Genomic DNA, 16,685 nt, shown 5'->3' on the forward strand with positions numbered 1-16,685 from the left:
ATATTTGCCGACCATAGCTCGGAATTTCCGAACATGCACGGCAGGCCGACGACCCTTTTCAGGCGTCAAAACTTGCCCGAATTGCCCCAATCCGCCCGCGGCGCGATCTCTTCTTCGTTCATCCAATGCTCAACAATCCGGCCGCCTGCCACACGGTAGAGATCGAAGACCGCGATATACTTTCCGCAGGCGTGGCGTTTGCCGTAGGTCGCGACCAAATCCCCTTGCCCAATCAGGCGGAACAGCATCTCGTATGCGCCGCACGTCTCGGACCGCAACCACACGTCCAATCCATCGCGACCGCTGGCGATCGCGGCACTGTGTTGCACCAGGTCTTTTGCCACGAACTTGTCCAGTTTTGCCAGGTTGCCGCCTTGGCGTACTTGTTTGGTGTATTCCAGAACCAACGCCTTGTTTGCCCGGGTATCAGCGCCAAGATCCACGTTGCGCGCGCCGCCAACCATGTCCTCGCCCGACACAGATTCGGCCACGTATGGGGCAATGGTATCCCAATGCTCAAGGATCAACCCATCGGCATCGGTGTAGAACATGTCCATGGTGACCCACTTGGCCGCGCCGTCATTGAGCGACTGATATGCGCTACAGAACACCCATGGGCCGTCTTCAAAGATGCGGACGATTTCGATCTCCCGCTTGGGGTTGCGGGCCACGAAGGGTTCAAAGAAGGCAAGGAAACCTTTGGCACCATCGCCCACGCCGGTCGAGTGTTGCGTGTAGCGATGACCGGTATAGGCGTGCACCGCCTCACGCGCGTTGCCGCCCGCGATACCTTCCAGATAGATACGGCGGACATTCTCCAGTCCCTGACCCATGGCGGTCTCCTGTCTTTGATGTGATGCGGTGCGACCCGAAGGGTCCGGGCCGCAAATTGCGTCACTTGTCCCAGTAGGGCTCGATCAGACTCAGCAGAAACGCGCCGTCATATCCGGGATATGCGTCCATCATCACCTGCTTGACCGCATCGGGCGTGTCGCCAGCGTTCCATGCCGCGTCAAACACTTCGAGATATGCGATTGCGGTGTCCAGTTCGCCGCGGCTTGTCGGCAATCCGTGCCCGACGAGCAGGGTCTCGAAAGAGGGATCGTCCCGCAACGTTTTGAGCGTGGCAATCCAGTTTTGCCGATCCACGCCGGGCGCGAAATAGACGCCGTTATAGACAAGGTCCTGCACCACCGCGACCTTCTGTTCGGGCAACACGGCAACGATTGTCTGCGGTGCTTCGGCGTTGTCATAGGCACGAAACTCGACCGCGACCCCGCCAATCTCCGTTGTGCCCAGCTCCAGATCAGTGCCGGTCAAAAGAGACGTGGGCGTCGGGAAATCGCCCCTGGTCGCCTCTGCCCGCAGGCCCTCGCGGATGCCGGGCAGCGTTCTGAACGCGAGGTCTGCCAGTGTCGATACGCCGCCCCAGTGGTCGGGATGTTCGTGGCTGACATAGGCAGTGTGCACCGGTTTGCCGGTCGAGGCGATCAGGGCCGCGACCTCTGCCGCGGTCGGCGGCAGCATTGTCGCGTCAACGACCAGCAGTTGGTCGCCCAACTCGATCACATGACTGGTCACGTTTACCGTCTGCGCGGGTGACACATAGGTGTGAAACGTCACGCCAGCCTTGGCGAAGGACACGACCGTCCCTGCGGGCATCTCTCCTTGAGCAGCGGCGGGCGTGGGGGTCAGTCCGCCCCGGATCAACGCAATGGCGCCGGCCGTCAATGCGGCGCCTTTGATCAACTGGCGGCGGTTCAATGCGTGTGTCATGGACGGGTCCTTGTCTGGTGTTGCGTGCGTGGTGTGCGTGCCTGTGCTCGATCAACGCCCGTGATAGGCTTGGCTGACGGCAAAGCTGTCTTCGAACCAATTCCAGAGGACGACTTGCCCTTCTTTGACCTTGGCGCGCAGGGCAAAGGTGAAAGGACCGATTTCCTGACCGGATTTCGTCGTGATGCCGTTCATGCGGCCGAAAACGGCCACCGTATCGCCGGACGCGAAGGCATCCGTGTTTTCCCAAAGCGTGGTCTGGAAGTTCTCGGAGAAGATGCCAAGAAACTTGAAAATCTCCTGCTTGCCGCGGGTTTCCCCAATCCAGGGCAAGGCGGGATCGCCTTCGTTGTGCCAGACCATGTCATCGGCCATCAGGGCGGCCATGCTGTCCATGTCGCCACTCCCCATGGCCCCCATGAACGCCATCACCGTGTCAAAGGACGCCTGGCTGGTGGCGTCCAAGTCCTGTGCCGCGGCCGATTGTGCCACCAGTGTGGCCAATGCGGCAGCTGCCGTCGCCTTGAGTGCTGTTCTTCGGTGCATGTCACGTTCCTTTCGCTGAGTGTTCAAGCGGGCGCGCCCGCAGTGTTGCAGCGAAAGGTAGGGAGGGCCGGTGTTCCGGATAACCTTTGTTATCCAGATTGGACTGTTCGCCTTGGGTGAACAGAGATCCATTTGTACGGTCGGCAAGCGCGGCATTTTGCGCCGCAACGGCGCGCTGTTCCGGCCAGTCCAAATCGGATATGGCGTCGTGCATTAGCACCGGGTTCCCAACCACAGAAGGATCACATCATGCGCGCCATGCAAGTCACCGCTCTCGGCCAACCTTTGGAGCTGCGCGACATTGATACACCCAGCCCCCAACCGGGCGAGGTTCTGATCCGGGTCCACACCTGCGGGTTGAACTTTGGTGACACGCTGATCGTCAAGGGCACCTATCAGGAAAAACCCGCGCTGCCCGCTACCATCGGCATGGAGATGTGTGGCACGATTGAAGCGCTTGGCGACGGCGTGGCGCATCTGAGCGTGGGCCAGCGCGTTGCAGCCTATGCGGGGTTCGGCGGCCTGGGTGAATATGCGGCGCTGCCAGCTGACATCTGTGTGCCGATCCCGGACGCCATGACCGAAATCGACGCCGCCGCCTTTCTCGTGGCCTATGGCACCAGCCATGTGGCGCTGGATTACAAGGCGCATCTGAAACCGGGTGAGCGGTTGCTGGTCCTCGGTGCGTCAGGCGGTGTGGGGCTGACAGCGGTTGAACTGGGCAAGCTGATGGGGGCGGAGGTGATCGCCTGCGCACGCGGCGCTGACAAGCTCAAGATCGCGGCCAAGGCCGGGGCCGATCACTTGCTGGACAGTGAAACCTGCGATCTCAAGGCCGACGTCAAGGCGCTGGGCGGTGCGGACGTGGTCTATGATCCGGTGGGCGGTGATTTGTTCGACGCAGCCTTGCGCGCCTGCAACCCAGAAGCACGCCTTTTGCCGCTAGGTTTTGCCTCGGGCACGGTGCCGCAGATTGCTGCCAACTATCTGCTGGTCAAGAACCTGTCCGTTCTGGGCTTTTACTGGGGCGGCTACACCCGCGTGAACCCGCGCGTACTGACCGACAGCTTTGCCATCCTGTTTGACTGGTATGCCGAAGGCAAGCTCAAGCCCCATGTCAGCCATGTCCTGCGGCTGGCGCAGGCCAACGAAGGGCTGGACCTGTTGCGCACGCGCAAGGCCACCGGCAAGGTCGTGATCCAGGTCGACGTCTGACCGCTTAGCCGTTCCGGCCGCGAATAGGGCGGCGGTGGGCCGTCCGTGCCTTTTGCCGTTCGCGCAGGAACACGAACAGGCCCGCGCCAAGGATCAGCGCAATGCCGATCCAGACCTCGATGACGGGCAGATCACCAAACACGACAAATCCCCAGACCACGGCCAGCGGCAGCCCGATATATTCGAACGGCGCGATCGTCGCTGCGTCCGCCAGCCTGTAGGCTTGGCTGAGGCAATACCCGATCACAGCGGAATTGACGCCCAGCCCGATGAATACCCAAAGATCTGAATCCGCAGGCCAGACCCATGCGCGCAACAAAAAGACCACCGATCCGTTGGTCGCGCCGTCGGCGAAACGTCCATCGCCCGCGACCGCAAAGAAAAGCAGCGACACAATGATGAATGTGCCCTGGATATAGACGGCCATCGCGCTGGCTTTGCTCTCTACGCCCAATTTGCGGGTCATCAGCTGGTTCAGCGCATAGGTCAGCGCCGACAAGACCGGCAGCATCAGGACAAGGCGGCTGACCTCCAGCGTGCTGGCGTCGGCCCAGGGGCGCTGCATGATGATGACGCCCGCAAACCCCACCGCCACCGCCGTCAGTCGCAGGGGGCCCACCTTTTCGCCGAGGATCGGGATCGACAACAGCGTGATGAACAGGGGTGCAGCAAAGAACAGCGCCGTCGCATCCGCTAGCGGCAGGACGGCAAGCGCCAGAAAGAACGTCATGTTCGCGATCACGATCAACAACCCGCGCAGGGCATGCGCCCACGGGTGCCGTGTGCGCAGGATGCCCCACCCCCCCTCGAACTGTACGATGATCAGCGTGACCAGAATGCCCAGAGCCGACCGCGCAAACACGATCTGGTGCAGTGGGTATCCCCCCGACAGCTGCTTGATCAGCAGATCATTGATGGAAATGCAGAACACGCCGATCAGGACAAACAGGATGCCAAGCCCCGCGATATTTTGCCGTGTTTGTGTCATGCCTCAGCCCTATCACGTCGCTCTGGCGTGTCACGACATTTCCTGCGTGGCGCAGATGCTTCGGCTGATGTAAGACGGGGCGACGCCAAGACCCAAGGGAACGCTCTCATGCAGATGTCCGATACACGCCAGATCGCTGCCAGCCCGGCAGAGGTTTATGCCGCCCTTTTGAACCCCGATGTGCTCAAGGCTTGTGTGCCGGGAGCGACCGAAGTGACAGGCAATCCGCAGGATGGGTTCGAGGCCTCGGTCACCCAGAAGGTGGGCCCGGTCAAGGCGACGTTCAAAGGGCAGGTGACCCTGTCGGACATGGTCGAGAACCAGAGCCTTACCATCACGGGCGAAGGCAAGGGCGGCGCGGCCGGTTTTGCCAAAGGCGGCGCCGAAGTCCGCATGGCCGCTACCGACGGTGGCACTGAACTCAGCTATGATGTCGAGGCCAAGGTGGGCGGCAAGCTGGCGCAACTGGGCAGCCGGATCATCGACGGCTTTGCCAAGAAGATGGCGGACCAGTTCTTTTCCAACCTTCAGGAGACGCTCGAGGGACCGGCAGAACCGGCCGACGACACCCCCGAGGGCGAAGGTGCCAAAAAGGGTTGGCTGGGCCGCCTTACTGGCAAAGACTGACAGCTGCACATGGCAATGTGCGCGTGCGCGCTGGCGATGCCGCGGCTGTCGGGCTACCTGTGCGCGCGAATAATCCGGAGACCCCATGCCACCCATTCTCAGCATCAAGGACCTGCGCAAAGCCTATGATGGCGGTTTCGAGGCGCTCAAAGGCGTGTCGCTGGACATCAACGAAGGTGAGATTATCGCCCTGCTTGGCCCGAACGGGGCGGGCAAGACGACACTGATTTCAACGATTTGCGGCATCACGCGCCCGACCTCGGGCAGTGTGACCGTTGCAGGCCACGACATCCTGACGGACTACCGGCAGGCCCGCAGCCTTATTGGCCTCGTACCACAGGACATCGCACTTGAACCGTTTGAGCGGGTGATCAACACCGTGCGTTTCTCGCGTGGGCTGTTTGGCAAGGGTCGCAAGGACACGGTGGTCGAGGACATACTGCGGCGTCTGTCTCTGTGGGATAAGCGCGACAATCAGATCCGGGAGCTTTCCGGTGGGATGAAACGCCGCGTTCTGATCGCCAAGGCATTGGCGCACGAGCCGCGTGTGCTGTTCCTCGACGAACCCACGGCCGGGGTCGATGTCGAACTGCGCAAGGATATGTGGGACATCGTCGACCAGTTGCGCGCCGATGGCGTAACCACGATCCTCACCACGCATTATATCGAAGAGGCCGAGGCCATCGCCGACCGGGTCGGTGTCATCAGCGGTGGGGAAATCCTGCTGGTCGAAGACAAGGACAGCCTGATGGCGCGCATGGGCAAAAAGCAGTTGGACGTCCAACTGACCGCGCAACTGGATGAAGTGCCGGAAAGCCTCGCCGCCTATGACGTGAGCCTGGGCGACGACGGCTGGACGCTTGTCTACAGCTACGACACCCGGGCCGAGCGTACAGGCATCACCAAGCTGCTGTCGGACGTATCCGCGGCGGGTCTGCAATTGCGGGACGTGGTGACCCGGCAATCCAGCCTTGAGGATATCTTTGTGTCACTGGTGCAAAAGGATCGGGAGGGTACGTCATGAACTGGTCAGCGATCAGCTCCATTTATGTGTTCGAATTGGCGCGGTTTTTCCGGACCATTGCACAGTCGCTCGTGTCGCCTGTTCTGTCCACCTCGCTCTATTTCGTGGTGTTCGGTGCCGCCATCGGCAGCCGGATCGAGGAGGTGGATGGGGTCAGCTATGGCGCGTTCATCGTGCCCGGACTGATCATGCTGACGGTGATGACGCAAAGCATCTCGAACGCGTCCTTCGGGATCTATTTCCCGAAATTTATCGGCACAATCTACGAATTGCTGTCCGCGCCGATCAATTTTCTGGAAATCGTCATGGGCTATGTCGGTGCTGCGGCGACAAAGGCACTGTTTATTGGGATTATCATCCTGATCACGTCGTTTTTCTTTGTCGAAATCCAGATCGCGCATCCCGTAGCCATGGTACTGTTCCTCGTGCTGACCTGCGTCAGCTTTGCATTGTTCGGGTTCATCATCGGTATATGGGCGGGCAGCTTCGAACAGTTGCAACTGGTCCCGCTGCTGATCGTGACGCCACTGGTGTTTCTGGGCGGATCTTTCTACTCGATCTCGATGCTGCCACCGGTCTGGCAGACGATTTCGATGTTCAATCCGGTTGTTTACCTGATCTCGGGCTTTCGCTGGGCATTCTTTGGCCTGTCCGACGTGCCGGTCGCGACGTCGCTGTTTGCGATTGCCGGGTTCACCGCGCTGTGTCTCGGGGCGGTCTGGTGGATCTTCAAAACTGGCTGGCGCATTCGGCAATAACGCAGCGGCAGATAACTCGTTTGCGCCGCGGGCTTGTTTGGGTCGGGGGTGCAATCTACATGGGCTGTAATGAAACGCTGGATCCCCTTCATGAAATCCGACCCGACTGTTGCCGTTATCCGGCTGCAGGGGGTCATAGTCGGCGGGTCGCGCGGCACGCTGAATGACCGCGCGCTTGCCCCGGTCATCGAAAAGGCGTTTGCGCGCGGAAAACCCGTAGCGGTCGCCCTGGAAATCAATTCCCCCGGCGGCAGCCCCGTGCAGTCGTCGCTGATCGGTGCACGCATCCGGCGGTTGGCCGAGGAAAAAGACATTCCCGTTCTCGCCTTCGTCGAGGATGTGGCGGCATCTGGCGGGTACTGGCTCGCTGTGGCGGCAGACGAAATCTATGCTGATCCTTCATCCGTTGTAGGATCCATCGGCGTGATCTCGGCCGGGTTTGGTGCGCATGAGTTTCTTGCGAAACAGGGGGTTGAACGGCGCGTCTATACCGCTGGTCAGTCCAAATCGATGCTGGACCCGTTCCGCCCGGAAAAGCCCGAAGACGTTGCGCGGCTCAAGGGGCTACTGGACGACATCCACCGCAATTTCATCGACCACGTGTCAACGCGACGCGCGGGCAAGCTGACCACTGAACAGGATCTGTTCACGGGCGAGGTTTGGCTGGCACAGAAAGCGCAAGAGCTTGGCCTGATCGACGGGATCGGGCACCTCAAACCGTTCCTCAAGGATCGATTTGGCGGCAGGGTCAAGCTTCGCCGCTACGGCGTGCGACGTCCGTTTTTCTCTCGATTGGGCGCACAAATGGTTGACGACACAATCAGTTCCATCGAAGAACGGGCAGCCTATGCCCAGTTTGGACTTTAACGCATGCTGTCAAAGATCGTTGTTCTGTTTCTGGTCTTTATGGGCGTGCTGGCCATGTTCGGCAAATTGCACTGGATCGGCGGCAAGCGCCTGACACAGTCCAAATGTTCCTGCGGACGCTACCGTATTGGCAAAGGCCCATGCGCTTGCGGCGGGGGCAAGAAGGGATGAGCGCGTTGATGCCATGGCTGCTGAGCGGTCTGGGTCTTGTGATCCTGCTGCTGGCAGGTGATTCCCTGGTGAAGGGTGCGGTGAACCTGTCGCTGCGTCTGGGCGTGCCTGCGCTGATTGTCAGTCTGACCATTGTGGCCTTCGGCACCTCGGCGCCCGAATTGCTGATCGCTATTCAGGCCGTTCTGGACGACGCGCCCGGTATCGCCATCGGCAACGTCGTGGGCTCGAACACGGCCAACATCCTTTTGGTCCTCGGCATCCCGGCTCTTCTGGCCACGATGCACACGTCCGAATGCGACACCAAGAAAAGCTATAACTACATGATCGCGGCATCGGTCCTGTTCATCGCGCTGGCCTTTCGTGGCGTGTTCGACTGGATCGCGGCGCTTGTATTGCTCGGGGCGCTGGCCCTCGTCCTTTTCGATCAGGCGATGGAGGCCAAGGGCCACCGCGCCGCCTGCGCGGCCGGGACGGCAAGCGAAGAGGAGATCGAAGGTGTTGACCCGGACCTGCCGTGGTGGCGCATCGGTGTCTTTCTGGTGTTGGGTCTGATCGGGCTGCCGCTGGGCGCGAACCTCCTGGTCGACAATGCAACGATCATTGCCAAGACCTATGGCGTCAGCGACACGGTGATCGGCCTGACATTGGTGGCTGTGGGCACGTCCTTGCCGGAGCTGGCAACAACCGTCATGGCCGCGCTGCGCCGCCAGGCGGACGTGGCATTGGGCAATGTGATCGGGTCGAACATGTACAACCTACTGGCTATCATTGGCGTTGCCAGCCTCGTGGGACCCATCCCGGTCGATCAGGCGTTCCTGCAATTTGACCTGTGGGTGATGCTGGCGGCGTCTGTCCTGCTTGTCCCCTTCGTCTACATGCGCCGGGACATCACGCGGGGTTGGGGCATTGCCTTGACCGGGCTGTATGTGGCCTATCTGGCAATTGTACTAAGCTAAGATCAATCAACGAGGGAGAGTGCGATGACGCGTGCGCTTGTAACAGGAGCCGGGCACCGTTTGGGGCGGGCAATGGCGGTGTATTTGGCCGGGCGCGGGTATGACGTCGCTGTGCACTACGCCAGTTCGGATGCAGGGGCCCGTGAAACACAATCGATGATCGAAGCGAAGGGACAAAAGGGCGTCCCGCTTCAAGCCAACCTTGTCGATGAGGCCGAGACGCAAACACTGTTTGGTCGTGCGGTCGATGCCCTGGGCGGGCCGATCACCTGTTTGATCAACAACGCGTCGATCTTTGAGTATGACACGGTTGAGACCGCAACGCGGGAGACATGGGACAGACATTTCGGTTCCAACCTGCGCGCGCCATTCGTTCTGACCCAGGCGATGGCGGATCAGGGTCTGGCCCCGGCGCTTGACGATATGGACGAGCCTGTCGCCTCAGGGCTGATCGTCAACATGGTGGACCAACGCGTGCGTAAGCTGACGCCGGAATTCATGACCTATACGCTGGCCAAGATGGGGCTGTGGGCGCTGACGCAAACAAGCGCGCGCGCGCTGACACCGGCGATCCGCGTCAATGCAATCGGGCCGGGGCCGACGTTGCAAGGTGGACGCCAAAGCGCGGAACACTTTGCCAAACAGCGGGCTGCAACCGTACTGCAACGCGGATCCAACCCCTCCGATATCGTCGGCGCACTGGGCTATTTTCTCGACTCCCCAGCTGTCACTGGGCAGCTTCTTTGCACTGATGGCGGGCAACATCTGGGATGGGAAACACCTGACGTTGTGGGCGTCGAGTAGCTTACCCTACGTGAGTTTTGCACCGCGTTAATGTCTGTTACAAAACCGTTACCAAAAGGCCTTTATTTTCAGTCACTTGCACGCGGTTCAATAAAATATATAGCAAAAATAGTGACTTAATGTAGCGCCTAAAAATTGGGCACACATGGGAAGGGTCGAAAAAATAACGATTTTTTGCATCGCCCCAGAACTTGTCCTTAGACTTATCCACATGTTTCGTGGATGCAAGATTGCTTGAACACTATCCGGAATCAGTGCAGCCAAACGACGAATCAAATGCCAGACGAAACCGAATCAAATCCAACCGAAATTGATCCGAATGCGCCTGTCGGGCACGAGGTCATTCAAGGTTATTTGAAAACGCTGGACAGCTCGCCGGGCGTGTACCGGATGCTGGATAGGGAAAGTCGCGTTCTCTATGTCGGGAAGGCCCGCAACTTGCGCGCGCGCGTGTCGAACTATGCGCGGCCATCGGGGCACTCGGGTCGCATCGCGCGGATGATTTCCATGACCGCGTCGATGATGTTTCTGACCACTCGGACAGAGACAGAGGCGCTGCTGCTCGAGCAGAACCTGATCAAGCAACTCAAACCCAAGTTCAATGTGCTGCTGCGCGATGACAAGTCGTTTCCAAATATCCTTGTGACCGGCGACCACGCTTATCCGCAGATCAAGAAACATCGCGGCGCCAAAACGCAAAAGGGTGCCTATTATGGTCCCTTCGCCAGCGCAGGTGCGGTGAACCGGACCCTGAACCAGCTGCAAAAGGTCTTCCTGCTGCGCAACTGCACCGACTCTGTCTTCGACAGCCGGACGCGGCCTTGCCTTTTGTACCAGATCAAACGGTGTTCAGGCCCGTGCGTCGGTCTGATTTCGGAGGAAGATTATGCCCAGTCGGTGAAGGATTCCGAGCGGTTCCTGTCCGGGAAATCCACCGACATTCAGGCAAAGCTCGCCAGCCAGATGCAGGACGCGTCGGAAGCGATGGAATTCGAGCGCGCGGCGGCTTTGCGCGACCGGATCCGCGCGATGACGCAGGTACAGACGGCGCAGGGAATCAACCCGCGCGGCGTGACCGAGGCGGATATCGTCGCGCTGCATATGGAACAGGGGCAGGCTTGCGTGCAGGTGTTCTTTATCCGCGCAGGCCAGAACTGGGGCAATCGCGACTTTTATCCCCGTGTTGGCGTGGATGTGGACGCCGCGGAGGTGCTAGAGGCCTTTCTGGGTCAGTTCTACGACACCAAGGAGCCACCCCGGCAGTTGATCCTGTCCAATGAGATTGAGAACCCGGACCTGATGTCCGAAGCCCTGAGCGGCAAGCTGGGCCGCAAGGTCGAATTGCTGGTGCCGAAACGCGGCGAAAAGGCAGAGCTGGTGGACAGCGCCCTGCGCAACGCGCGCGAGAGCCTTGCGCGGAAGATGGCGGAAAGTGCGACGCAGGCCAAACTGCTGCGCGGTCTCGCCGAGGCGTTTGATCTGGCCGAACCGCCCGCCCGGATCGAGGTTTATGACAATAGTCACATTCAGGGCACGAATGCCGTGGGTGCCATGATCGTTGCCGGCCCCGAAGGCTTTGTGAAGAACAGCTATCGCAAATTCAATATTCGCGGCGACGACCTGACCCCCGGCGACGATTTCGGAATGATGAAAGAAGTGCTGCATCGCCGTTTCAAACGCCTGCTGACCGAGGATCCGGATCGCCAAAAAGGCATGTGGCCCGATCTGTTGCTGATCGACGGTGGTGCGGGACAGGTAAGCGCTGTGGCGCAGATCATGGCGGAACACGGGGTCGAGGATATTCCCATGGTCGGTGTGGCCAAGGGCATTGATCGTGACGCGGGCAAGGAAGAATTCCACCGTGTCGGCCAACGCCCTTTTGCGCTGCGTCACAACGATCCGGTGCTGTATTTCGTGCAGCGGATGCGGGACGAAGCACACCGATTTGCCATCGGCACACACCGAGCCAAACGCGCCAAGTCCAACATGAAGAACCCGCTTGATGACATTCCGGGCGTAGGGGCCGCGCGCAAACGTGCGCTTCTGGCGCATTTCGGGTCTGCCAAGGCGGTCAGCCGCGCAAATCTGGCGGATCTCAAGGCCGTGGACGGGGTGTCCGAAGGGTTGGCGCAGAAGGTCTATGACTTCTTTCACGATCAGTGACGCGGGATGGGCTGCGCCCCCTTTCTGCGCCGGTCAGGACAAGGTAGAGGTGTGACATGATCTGGAACATACCGAACATACTGACCACCATGCGCTTGATTGCAGCGCCGCTCGTGGCGGTGATGTTTCTGTATTTCACGCGTCCCTATGCGGACATACTCGCGGTCGTACTGTTTGTTGGTGCCGCGATCACCGACTGGTTCGATGGGTATCTGGCGCGCGCCTGGGGACAACAGACAAAACTGGGCACCATGCTCGACCCGATCGCGGACAAGGCAATGGTGGTGATTGCGCTGATGGTGATCATCGGATTTTCCTCGTGGTCGCCCTGGCTGGTGCTGCCTGCGACGATGATCCTGTTTCGCGAAGTGTTCGTGTCAGGACTGCGCGAGTTTCTGGGTGACACGGCTGGAACGCTGAAGGTCACGCAATTGGCGAAATGGAAGACGACGCTCCAGATGGTGGCCATTGCGGTCCTGTTCTCGCAGGGCGTGTTCGAGCATTACTTCGGCATGTCCATCTGGGGAATGGATGACGAGATGGTCGTTGCGATCCTGAACGGTGATGCGCCGGACCTCCAAGGCCTCGGTTGGAAGCTCGCGGGCGCCGATTGGTCGGGCCGGATCGGGCTTTGGCTGCTGTGGCTTGCGGCGGGCCTCACACTGGTGACCGGCTGGGATTATTTCCGCAAGGCGATGCCCTATTTGAAAGGTTGAACACCATGGATGTGTTGTATTTCGCATGGGTGCGTGAACGGATTGGTTTGCCGCGCGAAGTTGTGGAGACCGAAGCCGCGACGGTCATGGACCTCGTGCAGGAACTGCGCGCGCGCGAAGACCGCTATGCGGCGGCTTTTGCGGATATCTCGGCCCTGCGGGTTGCGGTTGATCAGACGCTTGTCGACTTTGATGCGCCGATTGGCGATGCGCGCGAGATCGCATTTTTTCCACCCATGACCGGAGGTTAGGGGATGCGTATTGAGGTGCAATCCGCGCCTTTTGACTTGGGCGCAGAGACAACGGCGTTCGCCGAAGCGCAACGCGCATCAGGTGCGGTCGTGACATTTACCGGCATCGTGCGCGACGTCGAAGGCGGTCTGATCGCGATGGACATCGAACACTATCCAGGGATGACGGAAGCGGCCCTTGCCGAGATCGCCGAAGAGGCAAAGGTGCGGTGGTCGTTGGAGGACGCGCTGGTGGTCCACCGCCACGGGCGCTTGGCACCTGGCGAGACGATCATGATGGTCGCGACCGCGGCGCGCCACCGCAAGGATGCGTTCGAGGCCGCGGAATTCCTGATGGATTTCCTGAAGTCCCGCGCACCGTTCTGGAAGCGCGAGATCACGCAGGCGGGTTCGGCATGGGTGGCGGCCAAAGAGACAGACGAAGACGCGTTGGACCGGTGGCAAACGTGATCCAAAGGACGCCTGCGGCGACGCGATCCTGATACGATGGGGGCCGGGCCCTCATCGGGTGGGTGTCATTCGTTTCTTTTCAAATGGAAAAGTTAGTGCCGGACGCCGTGGTCAGCTAGCTTGCTGGCGGTCGATCCAGGCGCGCAGCTCCTCGGCCTCGTGGCGGGCGTCGCGCAATCCGTCCATTGCGGCGCGTAGTTCTGCTTCGGTCTGGCTCAACTGATTGGTCAGTTCCGCCTCGCGCTGTTGCAGGTAGGTGATCGCCTGATCGCGGGTTTCCTCGGCCTCATGCAGCTCCTGGCTCATCCGGTCCAGTTCGGCAACGTCACCGGCAGCCACACGGGTAAAGCGATGAATGAGCCAGTTGGCGAACCATCCCAGACAGAAAGCGATGAAGAGAATGATGGCTGTCGCAATGACAAACTCAGTTCTGCTCATCGGGTGTTCCTGTCGTGTCTTCGTCCGTGGATGCCTCTGTATCGCCTGTTCCGGCGATGGTTTCCAGCGTTGTTTCGACCTCGGGCGCAGAGGATGTCGGTCGAATGACCTTGAATTCAATGCGACGGTTGGCTTCGCGGCCGTCTTCGGTGTCGTTATCCGCGATTGGTGCGGTTTCGCCATAGCCCTTTGCGGAATAGGTCGAGGTCAGCACCCGACGTGCGCGTAATTCGTTCAGGACCGACTGGGCGCGTGCCTGGCTGAGGTTGAGGTTCATTTCTTCGCGGCCCTGGCTGTCGGTGTGGCCTTGGATTTCGAGGCGGATGTCACCACACTGGCGCAACACGTCGGCGATGTCGTCCATCGTGCCCAGCGCCGATGCGTCGATGGTGGCGCTGCTGGGTTCAAAGGTGATCTTGGCATTGGACAGGATGCCGGAGATTTCCGCCTCGCATTCATCAGGCGTCGGCAGGGCCGCGACCGGGTCCAGCTTTTCCTGGTAGACGACACGGATGTCGAAGTCTTCTGCTTCGCCCAGCTTGGTCGCCAGAAGGGACGCGATGGTGGTGCTGGCCTGCGGGTTGCCGGTGTTGCCCGAGACGGTCAGCGTATCGGGTGTTACCGTCACCGCGCCGTTGGACAGTTGCGCCAGCGCCTCGAGCCCGGTGAGAACGCGGACCGGCCATGAATTTGGCAGATCATCGACCACACGGGTCGCAACGTAGACATTGGACGATCCGAACGCGGCCTTGGCATAGCTGTCGGCCACGTTTCGCAGGTTTTCATTGCTGATACGGCCCCGCAGCTGCACCAGGCCTTCGGGGCTGAGCGTGGCGACAAATTCCGGCGGCCCCTGATTGGGATCCACGGTTTCGGGAAGCTTGGCGTAGAGGGCAAAGACCTCCGGAAGGGCATTTTCCAGCTCGCCCACCACGCGGTCAAAGTCGGTTTGCGGCGTGCCTTCGGCAGCCACCAGCGTCACGTCTGCATCCGAAAAGGTGACAGAGCCCGCGCCCAGATCGGCTAGGGCGCCGATAGCCTGTTCCACCGCCAATCCCCAATTCGGGCTGGGCACACCCATGCCCACCGTGCATTGCCCGGGCCCGGTCAACCCCGCGGCGAAGGCGGCATTCACAATGCGTGTACGGCTGGTGTCCGTATCGGCTGAACAGGCGTCAAATCGGGTACCTTCCTCGTCCTTGACCAACCGCAAGGTGAATGGGGTGATCACGGGCCGGGGGGCGGCCACATCCAGGGCCACGCGCAAGCCCGGTGGAGTGGCTCGGTTCAGCTGTGCCTCCAGCCTGGCCTTTTCCTCGGCGCTGTCGGTAATGGCAGTGATGGACACCCGCCCCGCTTCGACAGACACTTTGGCTCGCGGCAGCCGTTCCATGGCGGTCAGCGAAAAGCCCAGCGCGTCGGACCAGCCGTTCGGGGCAGGATAATCCGCCACCTCGATCAGGTCAGTCACAGGCAGGTCGCCGCTGATTGCACGGATGCGATCGAGCACATCGTCACGGTTGGTCGAGGCGGGGATCAGTCCGATAATCGACAACCCCGCATCATTGCGCAGGATCTCGGCGGAAAACCTTGGGGGCGCGATGGCAGCGGCGGCCTCGACCTGCATGTCGTCAATCACCCGCGCCGCATCAACGATCGTGCCCGCGGTGGACAGGGCGGCAAAACGCACCGCTTCGGTCGGCGCTGTGCCCGCCAATGTGACCTGCAATCCGTCGGCCTGCACCTCTGCCCATGTCATGCCGCGATCGTCCAGCGCGTCGCGCACACCGATTTCGGACGTTTCCTCAATCAGCTTCACGGACAGGTTGGCGGCCACCAGCGACAACAGGGCCGCAACGGCAAAGGTGCCGATGATCACGAAAAGAGAAGACAGGCGCATGAACGGGCCTTTGCTTGGTGTCGGTCGCCAACGGTCTAAGCCGCTTGGCGCTGCGTTTCAATCAAACGAGCAGGGCGGCGCAAAAAAACACCAGCGGAATCATGCCGGTGTCCCGATTGGCGCGGAAGAGTTGCAGGCATTTCGCGGGGTCTTCGATGTCGAGGCCGCGCAATTGCCAGGCCATGTGCCAGCCCATGGCCCACGGTCCACCCAGCGCCAGCACCATGGCCAGCACGGATGCGTCGTCGATAGCGGAAAAGATGACCGCGATCCCGATCAGGCCAACGGTCGCCATCAGGAAGCGGCGCAACCACGGGGCGGTGTTCGTGCCAAACAGGCGCGCGGTGGACTTAATCCCGATCAGGGCGTCATCCTCGGTGTCCTGATGCGCATAGATCGTGTCGTAAAACAGGGTCCACGCGATCCCGGCAAGATACAGCACGACCGCCGGTGCCTCCAATTGCCCTGTATGCGCGGTCCAGGCCAGCAGCGCGCCCCAGTTGAAGGCAAGCCCCAGAAAGACCTGTGGCCACCATGTAAAACGCTTGGCAAAGGGATAGACGGCTACGGGCACCAGCGCGAGGACGCCCAGCAGGATTGCATTGGTATTGAAGGTCAAAAGGATGCCAAAGGCGATCAGGGCCTGCACGCACATCCACAAAACAGCACCCCGTACGCTGACTTGTCCCGACGGGATTGGCCGGGACCGGGTGCGTTCGACCTGACCGTCAAAATCGCGGTCGGTGATGTCGTTCCACGTGCATCCCGCACCGCGCATCAACCACGCCCCTGCCGCGCACCCGATGGCGATCCACGCGTCCTCCCACCGGGGCGACTGATCGTGGAGCATGGCAAGGGTCAGGCCCCAGAGGCACGGCAGCAGCAGCAGCCACGTCCCAATCGGCCTGTCCGCCCGGCTGAGCCTGAGGAAAGGCCGCGTGGCGGCAGGCGCCAGCGTGTCCACCCAGTTGCCTTTTACCGCGTCAGCGACGTGACCATCTGGTGATGAGGTCGGGTTGGTCATATGTAGGG

Annotated in this window: 18 protein-coding genes and 1 pseudogene; 12 read left to right on the plus strand and 7 right to left on the minus strand. The window is 60.7% G+C overall.

The genetic code is table 11. The annotated features are described in order from the left end of the window. Positions 1-65: 65 nt before the first annotated feature. From Q0949_RS03660 to Q0949_RS03670, 3 genes are all read right to left on the minus strand, one after another. The gene (locus Q0949_RS03660) at positions 66-833 is read right to left on the minus strand and encodes a nuclear transport factor 2 family protein (RefSeq protein ID WP_299368722.1); all 768 of its coding nucleotides are present in this window, start codon (positions 831-833) and stop codon (positions 66-68) included. A 61-nt stretch (positions 834-894) separates the two neighbouring features. Next, entirely contained in the window at positions 895-1,776 is an 882-nt protein-coding gene (locus tag Q0949_RS03665; protein WP_299368725.1) for an MBL fold metallo-hydrolase, read from the minus strand. A gap of 51 nt (positions 1,777-1,827) precedes the next feature. After that, positions 1,828-2,322 (minus strand): nuclear transport factor 2 family protein, encoded by a 495-nt coding sequence (locus Q0949_RS03670; RefSeq protein WP_299368728.1) that lies wholly within the window; start codon positions 2,320-2,322, stop codon positions 1,828-1,830. Between the two features lie 249 nt (positions 2,323-2,571). Here Q0949_RS03670 and Q0949_RS03675 point away from each other — a divergent pair, with 249 nt between their 5' ends. Then, positions 2,572-3,537: an NADPH:quinone oxidoreductase family protein gene (locus Q0949_RS03675; protein ID WP_299368731.1), complete on the plus strand. Its 966-nt coding sequence runs from the start codon at positions 2,572-2,574 to the stop codon at positions 3,535-3,537. 4 nt (positions 3,538-3,541) lie between these two features. Here Q0949_RS03675 and Q0949_RS03680 read toward each other — a convergent pair whose 3' ends face one another. Further along, complete coding sequence (locus Q0949_RS03680) at positions 3,542-4,525, minus strand: DMT family transporter (RefSeq protein ID WP_299368733.1); 984 nt, start codon at positions 4,523-4,525, stop codon at positions 3,542-3,544. A 108-nt stretch (positions 4,526-4,633) separates the two neighbouring features. Here Q0949_RS03680 and Q0949_RS03685 point away from each other — a divergent pair, with 108 nt between their 5' ends. The 11 genes and pseudogenes from Q0949_RS03685 (at position 4,634) to Q0949_RS03735 (ending at position 13,315) form a co-directional block, all read left to right on the plus strand. Beyond that, complete coding sequence (locus Q0949_RS03685) at positions 4,634-5,152, plus strand: carbon monoxide dehydrogenase subunit G (RefSeq protein WP_299368736.1); 519 nt, start codon at positions 4,634-4,636, stop codon at positions 5,150-5,152. Positions 5,153-5,237: 85 nt separating this feature from the next. Next, positions 5,238-6,176: an ABC transporter ATP-binding protein gene (locus tag Q0949_RS03690; RefSeq protein WP_299368739.1), complete on the plus strand. Its 939-nt coding sequence runs from the start codon at positions 5,238-5,240 to the stop codon at positions 6,174-6,176. Then, positions 6,173-6,934, plus strand: coding sequence for an ABC transporter permease (locus Q0949_RS03695; protein WP_299368742.1), 762 nt, complete (start codon positions 6,173-6,175; stop codon positions 6,932-6,934). Before Q0949_RS03690 ends, Q0949_RS03695 begins: the two co-directional genes overlap by 4 nt. Positions 6,935-7,003: 69 nt before the next feature. After that, positions 7,004-7,801: a S49 family peptidase gene (locus Q0949_RS03700; protein ID WP_299368745.1), complete on the plus strand. Its 798-nt coding sequence runs from the start codon at positions 7,004-7,006 to the stop codon at positions 7,799-7,801. Between the two features lie 3 nt (positions 7,802-7,804). Next, complete coding sequence (locus Q0949_RS03705) at positions 7,805-7,972, plus strand: hypothetical protein (RefSeq protein ID WP_299368748.1); 168 nt, start codon at positions 7,805-7,807, stop codon at positions 7,970-7,972. A gap of 5 nt (positions 7,973-7,977) precedes the next feature. Then, positions 7,978-8,931, plus strand: coding sequence for a calcium/sodium antiporter (locus Q0949_RS03710; RefSeq protein ID WP_299369490.1), 954 nt, complete (start codon positions 7,978-7,980; stop codon positions 8,929-8,931). 18 nt (positions 8,932-8,949) lie between these two features. Next, positions 8,950-9,735 (plus strand): annotated as a pseudogene (locus Q0949_RS03715) (SDR family oxidoreductase); the annotation flags it as partial. 276 nt (positions 9,736-10,011) lie between these two features. Further along, positions 10,012-11,898, plus strand: coding sequence for an excinuclease ABC subunit UvrC (gene uvrC / locus Q0949_RS03720; protein ID WP_299368750.1), 1,887 nt, complete (start codon positions 10,012-10,014; stop codon positions 11,896-11,898). A 56-nt stretch (positions 11,899-11,954) separates the two neighbouring features. After that, positions 11,955-12,614, plus strand: coding sequence for a CDP-diacylglycerol--glycerol-3-phosphate 3-phosphatidyltransferase (gene pgsA, locus Q0949_RS03725; RefSeq protein WP_299368754.1), 660 nt, complete (start codon positions 11,955-11,957; stop codon positions 12,612-12,614). A gap of 5 nt (positions 12,615-12,619) precedes the next feature. Continuing rightward, a complete protein-coding gene (gene moaD, locus Q0949_RS03730) occupies positions 12,620-12,865 on the plus strand; it encodes a molybdopterin converting factor subunit 1 (protein WP_299368757.1) in 246 nt (81 codons plus the stop codon). 3 nt (positions 12,866-12,868) lie between these two features. Next, a complete protein-coding gene (locus Q0949_RS03735; protein WP_299368761.1) occupies positions 12,869-13,315 on the plus strand; it encodes a molybdenum cofactor biosynthesis protein MoaE in 447 nt (148 codons plus the stop codon). Between the two features lie 111 nt (positions 13,316-13,426). On the opposite strand, the gene Q0949_RS03740 is transcribed toward Q0949_RS03735, so the two are convergent. The 3 genes from Q0949_RS03740 to ubiA form a co-directional block, all read right to left on the minus strand. After that, positions 13,427-13,753 (minus strand): hypothetical protein, encoded by a 327-nt coding sequence (locus Q0949_RS03740; RefSeq protein WP_189369708.1) that lies wholly within the window; start codon positions 13,751-13,753, stop codon positions 13,427-13,429. Further along, positions 13,740-15,653: an OmpA family protein gene (locus tag Q0949_RS03745; protein WP_299368765.1), complete on the minus strand. Its 1,914-nt coding sequence runs from the start codon at positions 15,651-15,653 to the stop codon at positions 13,740-13,742. The genes Q0949_RS03740 and Q0949_RS03745 overlap by 14 nt, the downstream gene beginning before the upstream one ends. Before the next feature lie 61 nt (positions 15,654-15,714). Next, positions 15,715-16,677, minus strand: a complete 963-nt coding sequence (gene ubiA / locus Q0949_RS03750; protein WP_299368769.1) for a 4-hydroxybenzoate octaprenyltransferase — start codon at positions 16,675-16,677, stop codon at positions 15,715-15,717. Between the last annotated feature and the right edge of the window lie 8 nt (positions 16,678-16,685).

The sequence above is a fragment of the uncultured Tateyamaria sp. genome (assembly GCF_947487805.1).
In the GTDB taxonomy this organism is placed as follows: domain Bacteria; phylum Pseudomonadota; class Alphaproteobacteria; order Rhodobacterales; family Rhodobacteraceae; genus Tateyamaria.

Excerpts from the sequence above, each read along its gene's own strand:
- Q0949_RS03690 (WP_299368739.1), top strand. The coding sequence starts at position 5,238 with ATGCCACCCATTCTCAGCATCAAGGACCTGCGCAAAGCCTATGATGGC.
- Q0949_RS03660 (WP_299368722.1), bottom strand. The coding sequence starts at position 833 with ATGGGTCAGGGACTGGAGAATGTCCGCCGTATCTATCTGGAAGGTATC.
- Q0949_RS03685 (WP_299368736.1), top strand. The coding sequence starts at position 4,634 with ATGCAGATGTCCGATACACGCCAGATCGCTGCCAGCCCGGCAGAGGTT.
- Q0949_RS03705 (WP_299368748.1), top strand. The coding sequence starts at position 7,805 with ATGCTGTCAAAGATCGTTGTTCTGTTTCTGGTCTTTATGGGCGTGCTG.
- Q0949_RS03745 (WP_299368765.1), bottom strand. The coding sequence starts at position 15,653 with ATGCGCCTGTCTTCTCTTTTCGTGATCATCGGCACCTTTGCCGTTGCG.
- moaD (WP_299368757.1), top strand. The coding sequence starts at position 12,620 with ATGGATGTGTTGTATTTCGCATGGGTGCGTGAACGGATTGGTTTGCCG.
- Q0949_RS03740 (WP_189369708.1), bottom strand. The coding sequence starts at position 13,753 with ATGAGCAGAACTGAGTTTGTCATTGCGACAGCCATCATTCTCTTCATC.
- pgsA (WP_299368754.1), top strand. The coding sequence starts at position 11,955 with ATGATCTGGAACATACCGAACATACTGACCACCATGCGCTTGATTGCA.
- Q0949_RS03680 (WP_299368733.1), bottom strand. The coding sequence starts at position 4,525 with ATGACACAAACACGGCAAAATATCGCGGGGCTTGGCATCCTGTTTGTC.
- Q0949_RS03675 (WP_299368731.1), top strand. The coding sequence starts at position 2,572 with ATGCGCGCCATGCAAGTCACCGCTCTCGGCCAACCTTTGGAGCTGCGC.
- Q0949_RS03670 (WP_299368728.1), bottom strand. The coding sequence starts at position 2,322 with ATGCACCGAAGAACAGCACTCAAGGCGACGGCAGCTGCCGCATTGGCC.
- Q0949_RS03700 (WP_299368745.1), top strand. The coding sequence starts at position 7,004 with ATGAAACGCTGGATCCCCTTCATGAAATCCGACCCGACTGTTGCCGTT.
- Q0949_RS03665 (WP_299368725.1), bottom strand. The coding sequence starts at position 1,776 with ATGACACACGCATTGAACCGCCGCCAGTTGATCAAAGGCGCCGCATTG.
- ubiA (WP_299368769.1), bottom strand. The coding sequence starts at position 16,677 with ATGACCAACCCGACCTCATCACCAGATGGTCACGTCGCTGACGCGGTA.
- uvrC (WP_299368750.1), top strand. The coding sequence starts at position 10,012 with ATGCCAGACGAAACCGAATCAAATCCAACCGAAATTGATCCGAATGCG.
- Q0949_RS03695 (WP_299368742.1), top strand. The coding sequence starts at position 6,173 with ATGAACTGGTCAGCGATCAGCTCCATTTATGTGTTCGAATTGGCGCGG.
- Q0949_RS03735 (WP_299368761.1), top strand. The coding sequence starts at position 12,869 with ATGCGTATTGAGGTGCAATCCGCGCCTTTTGACTTGGGCGCAGAGACA.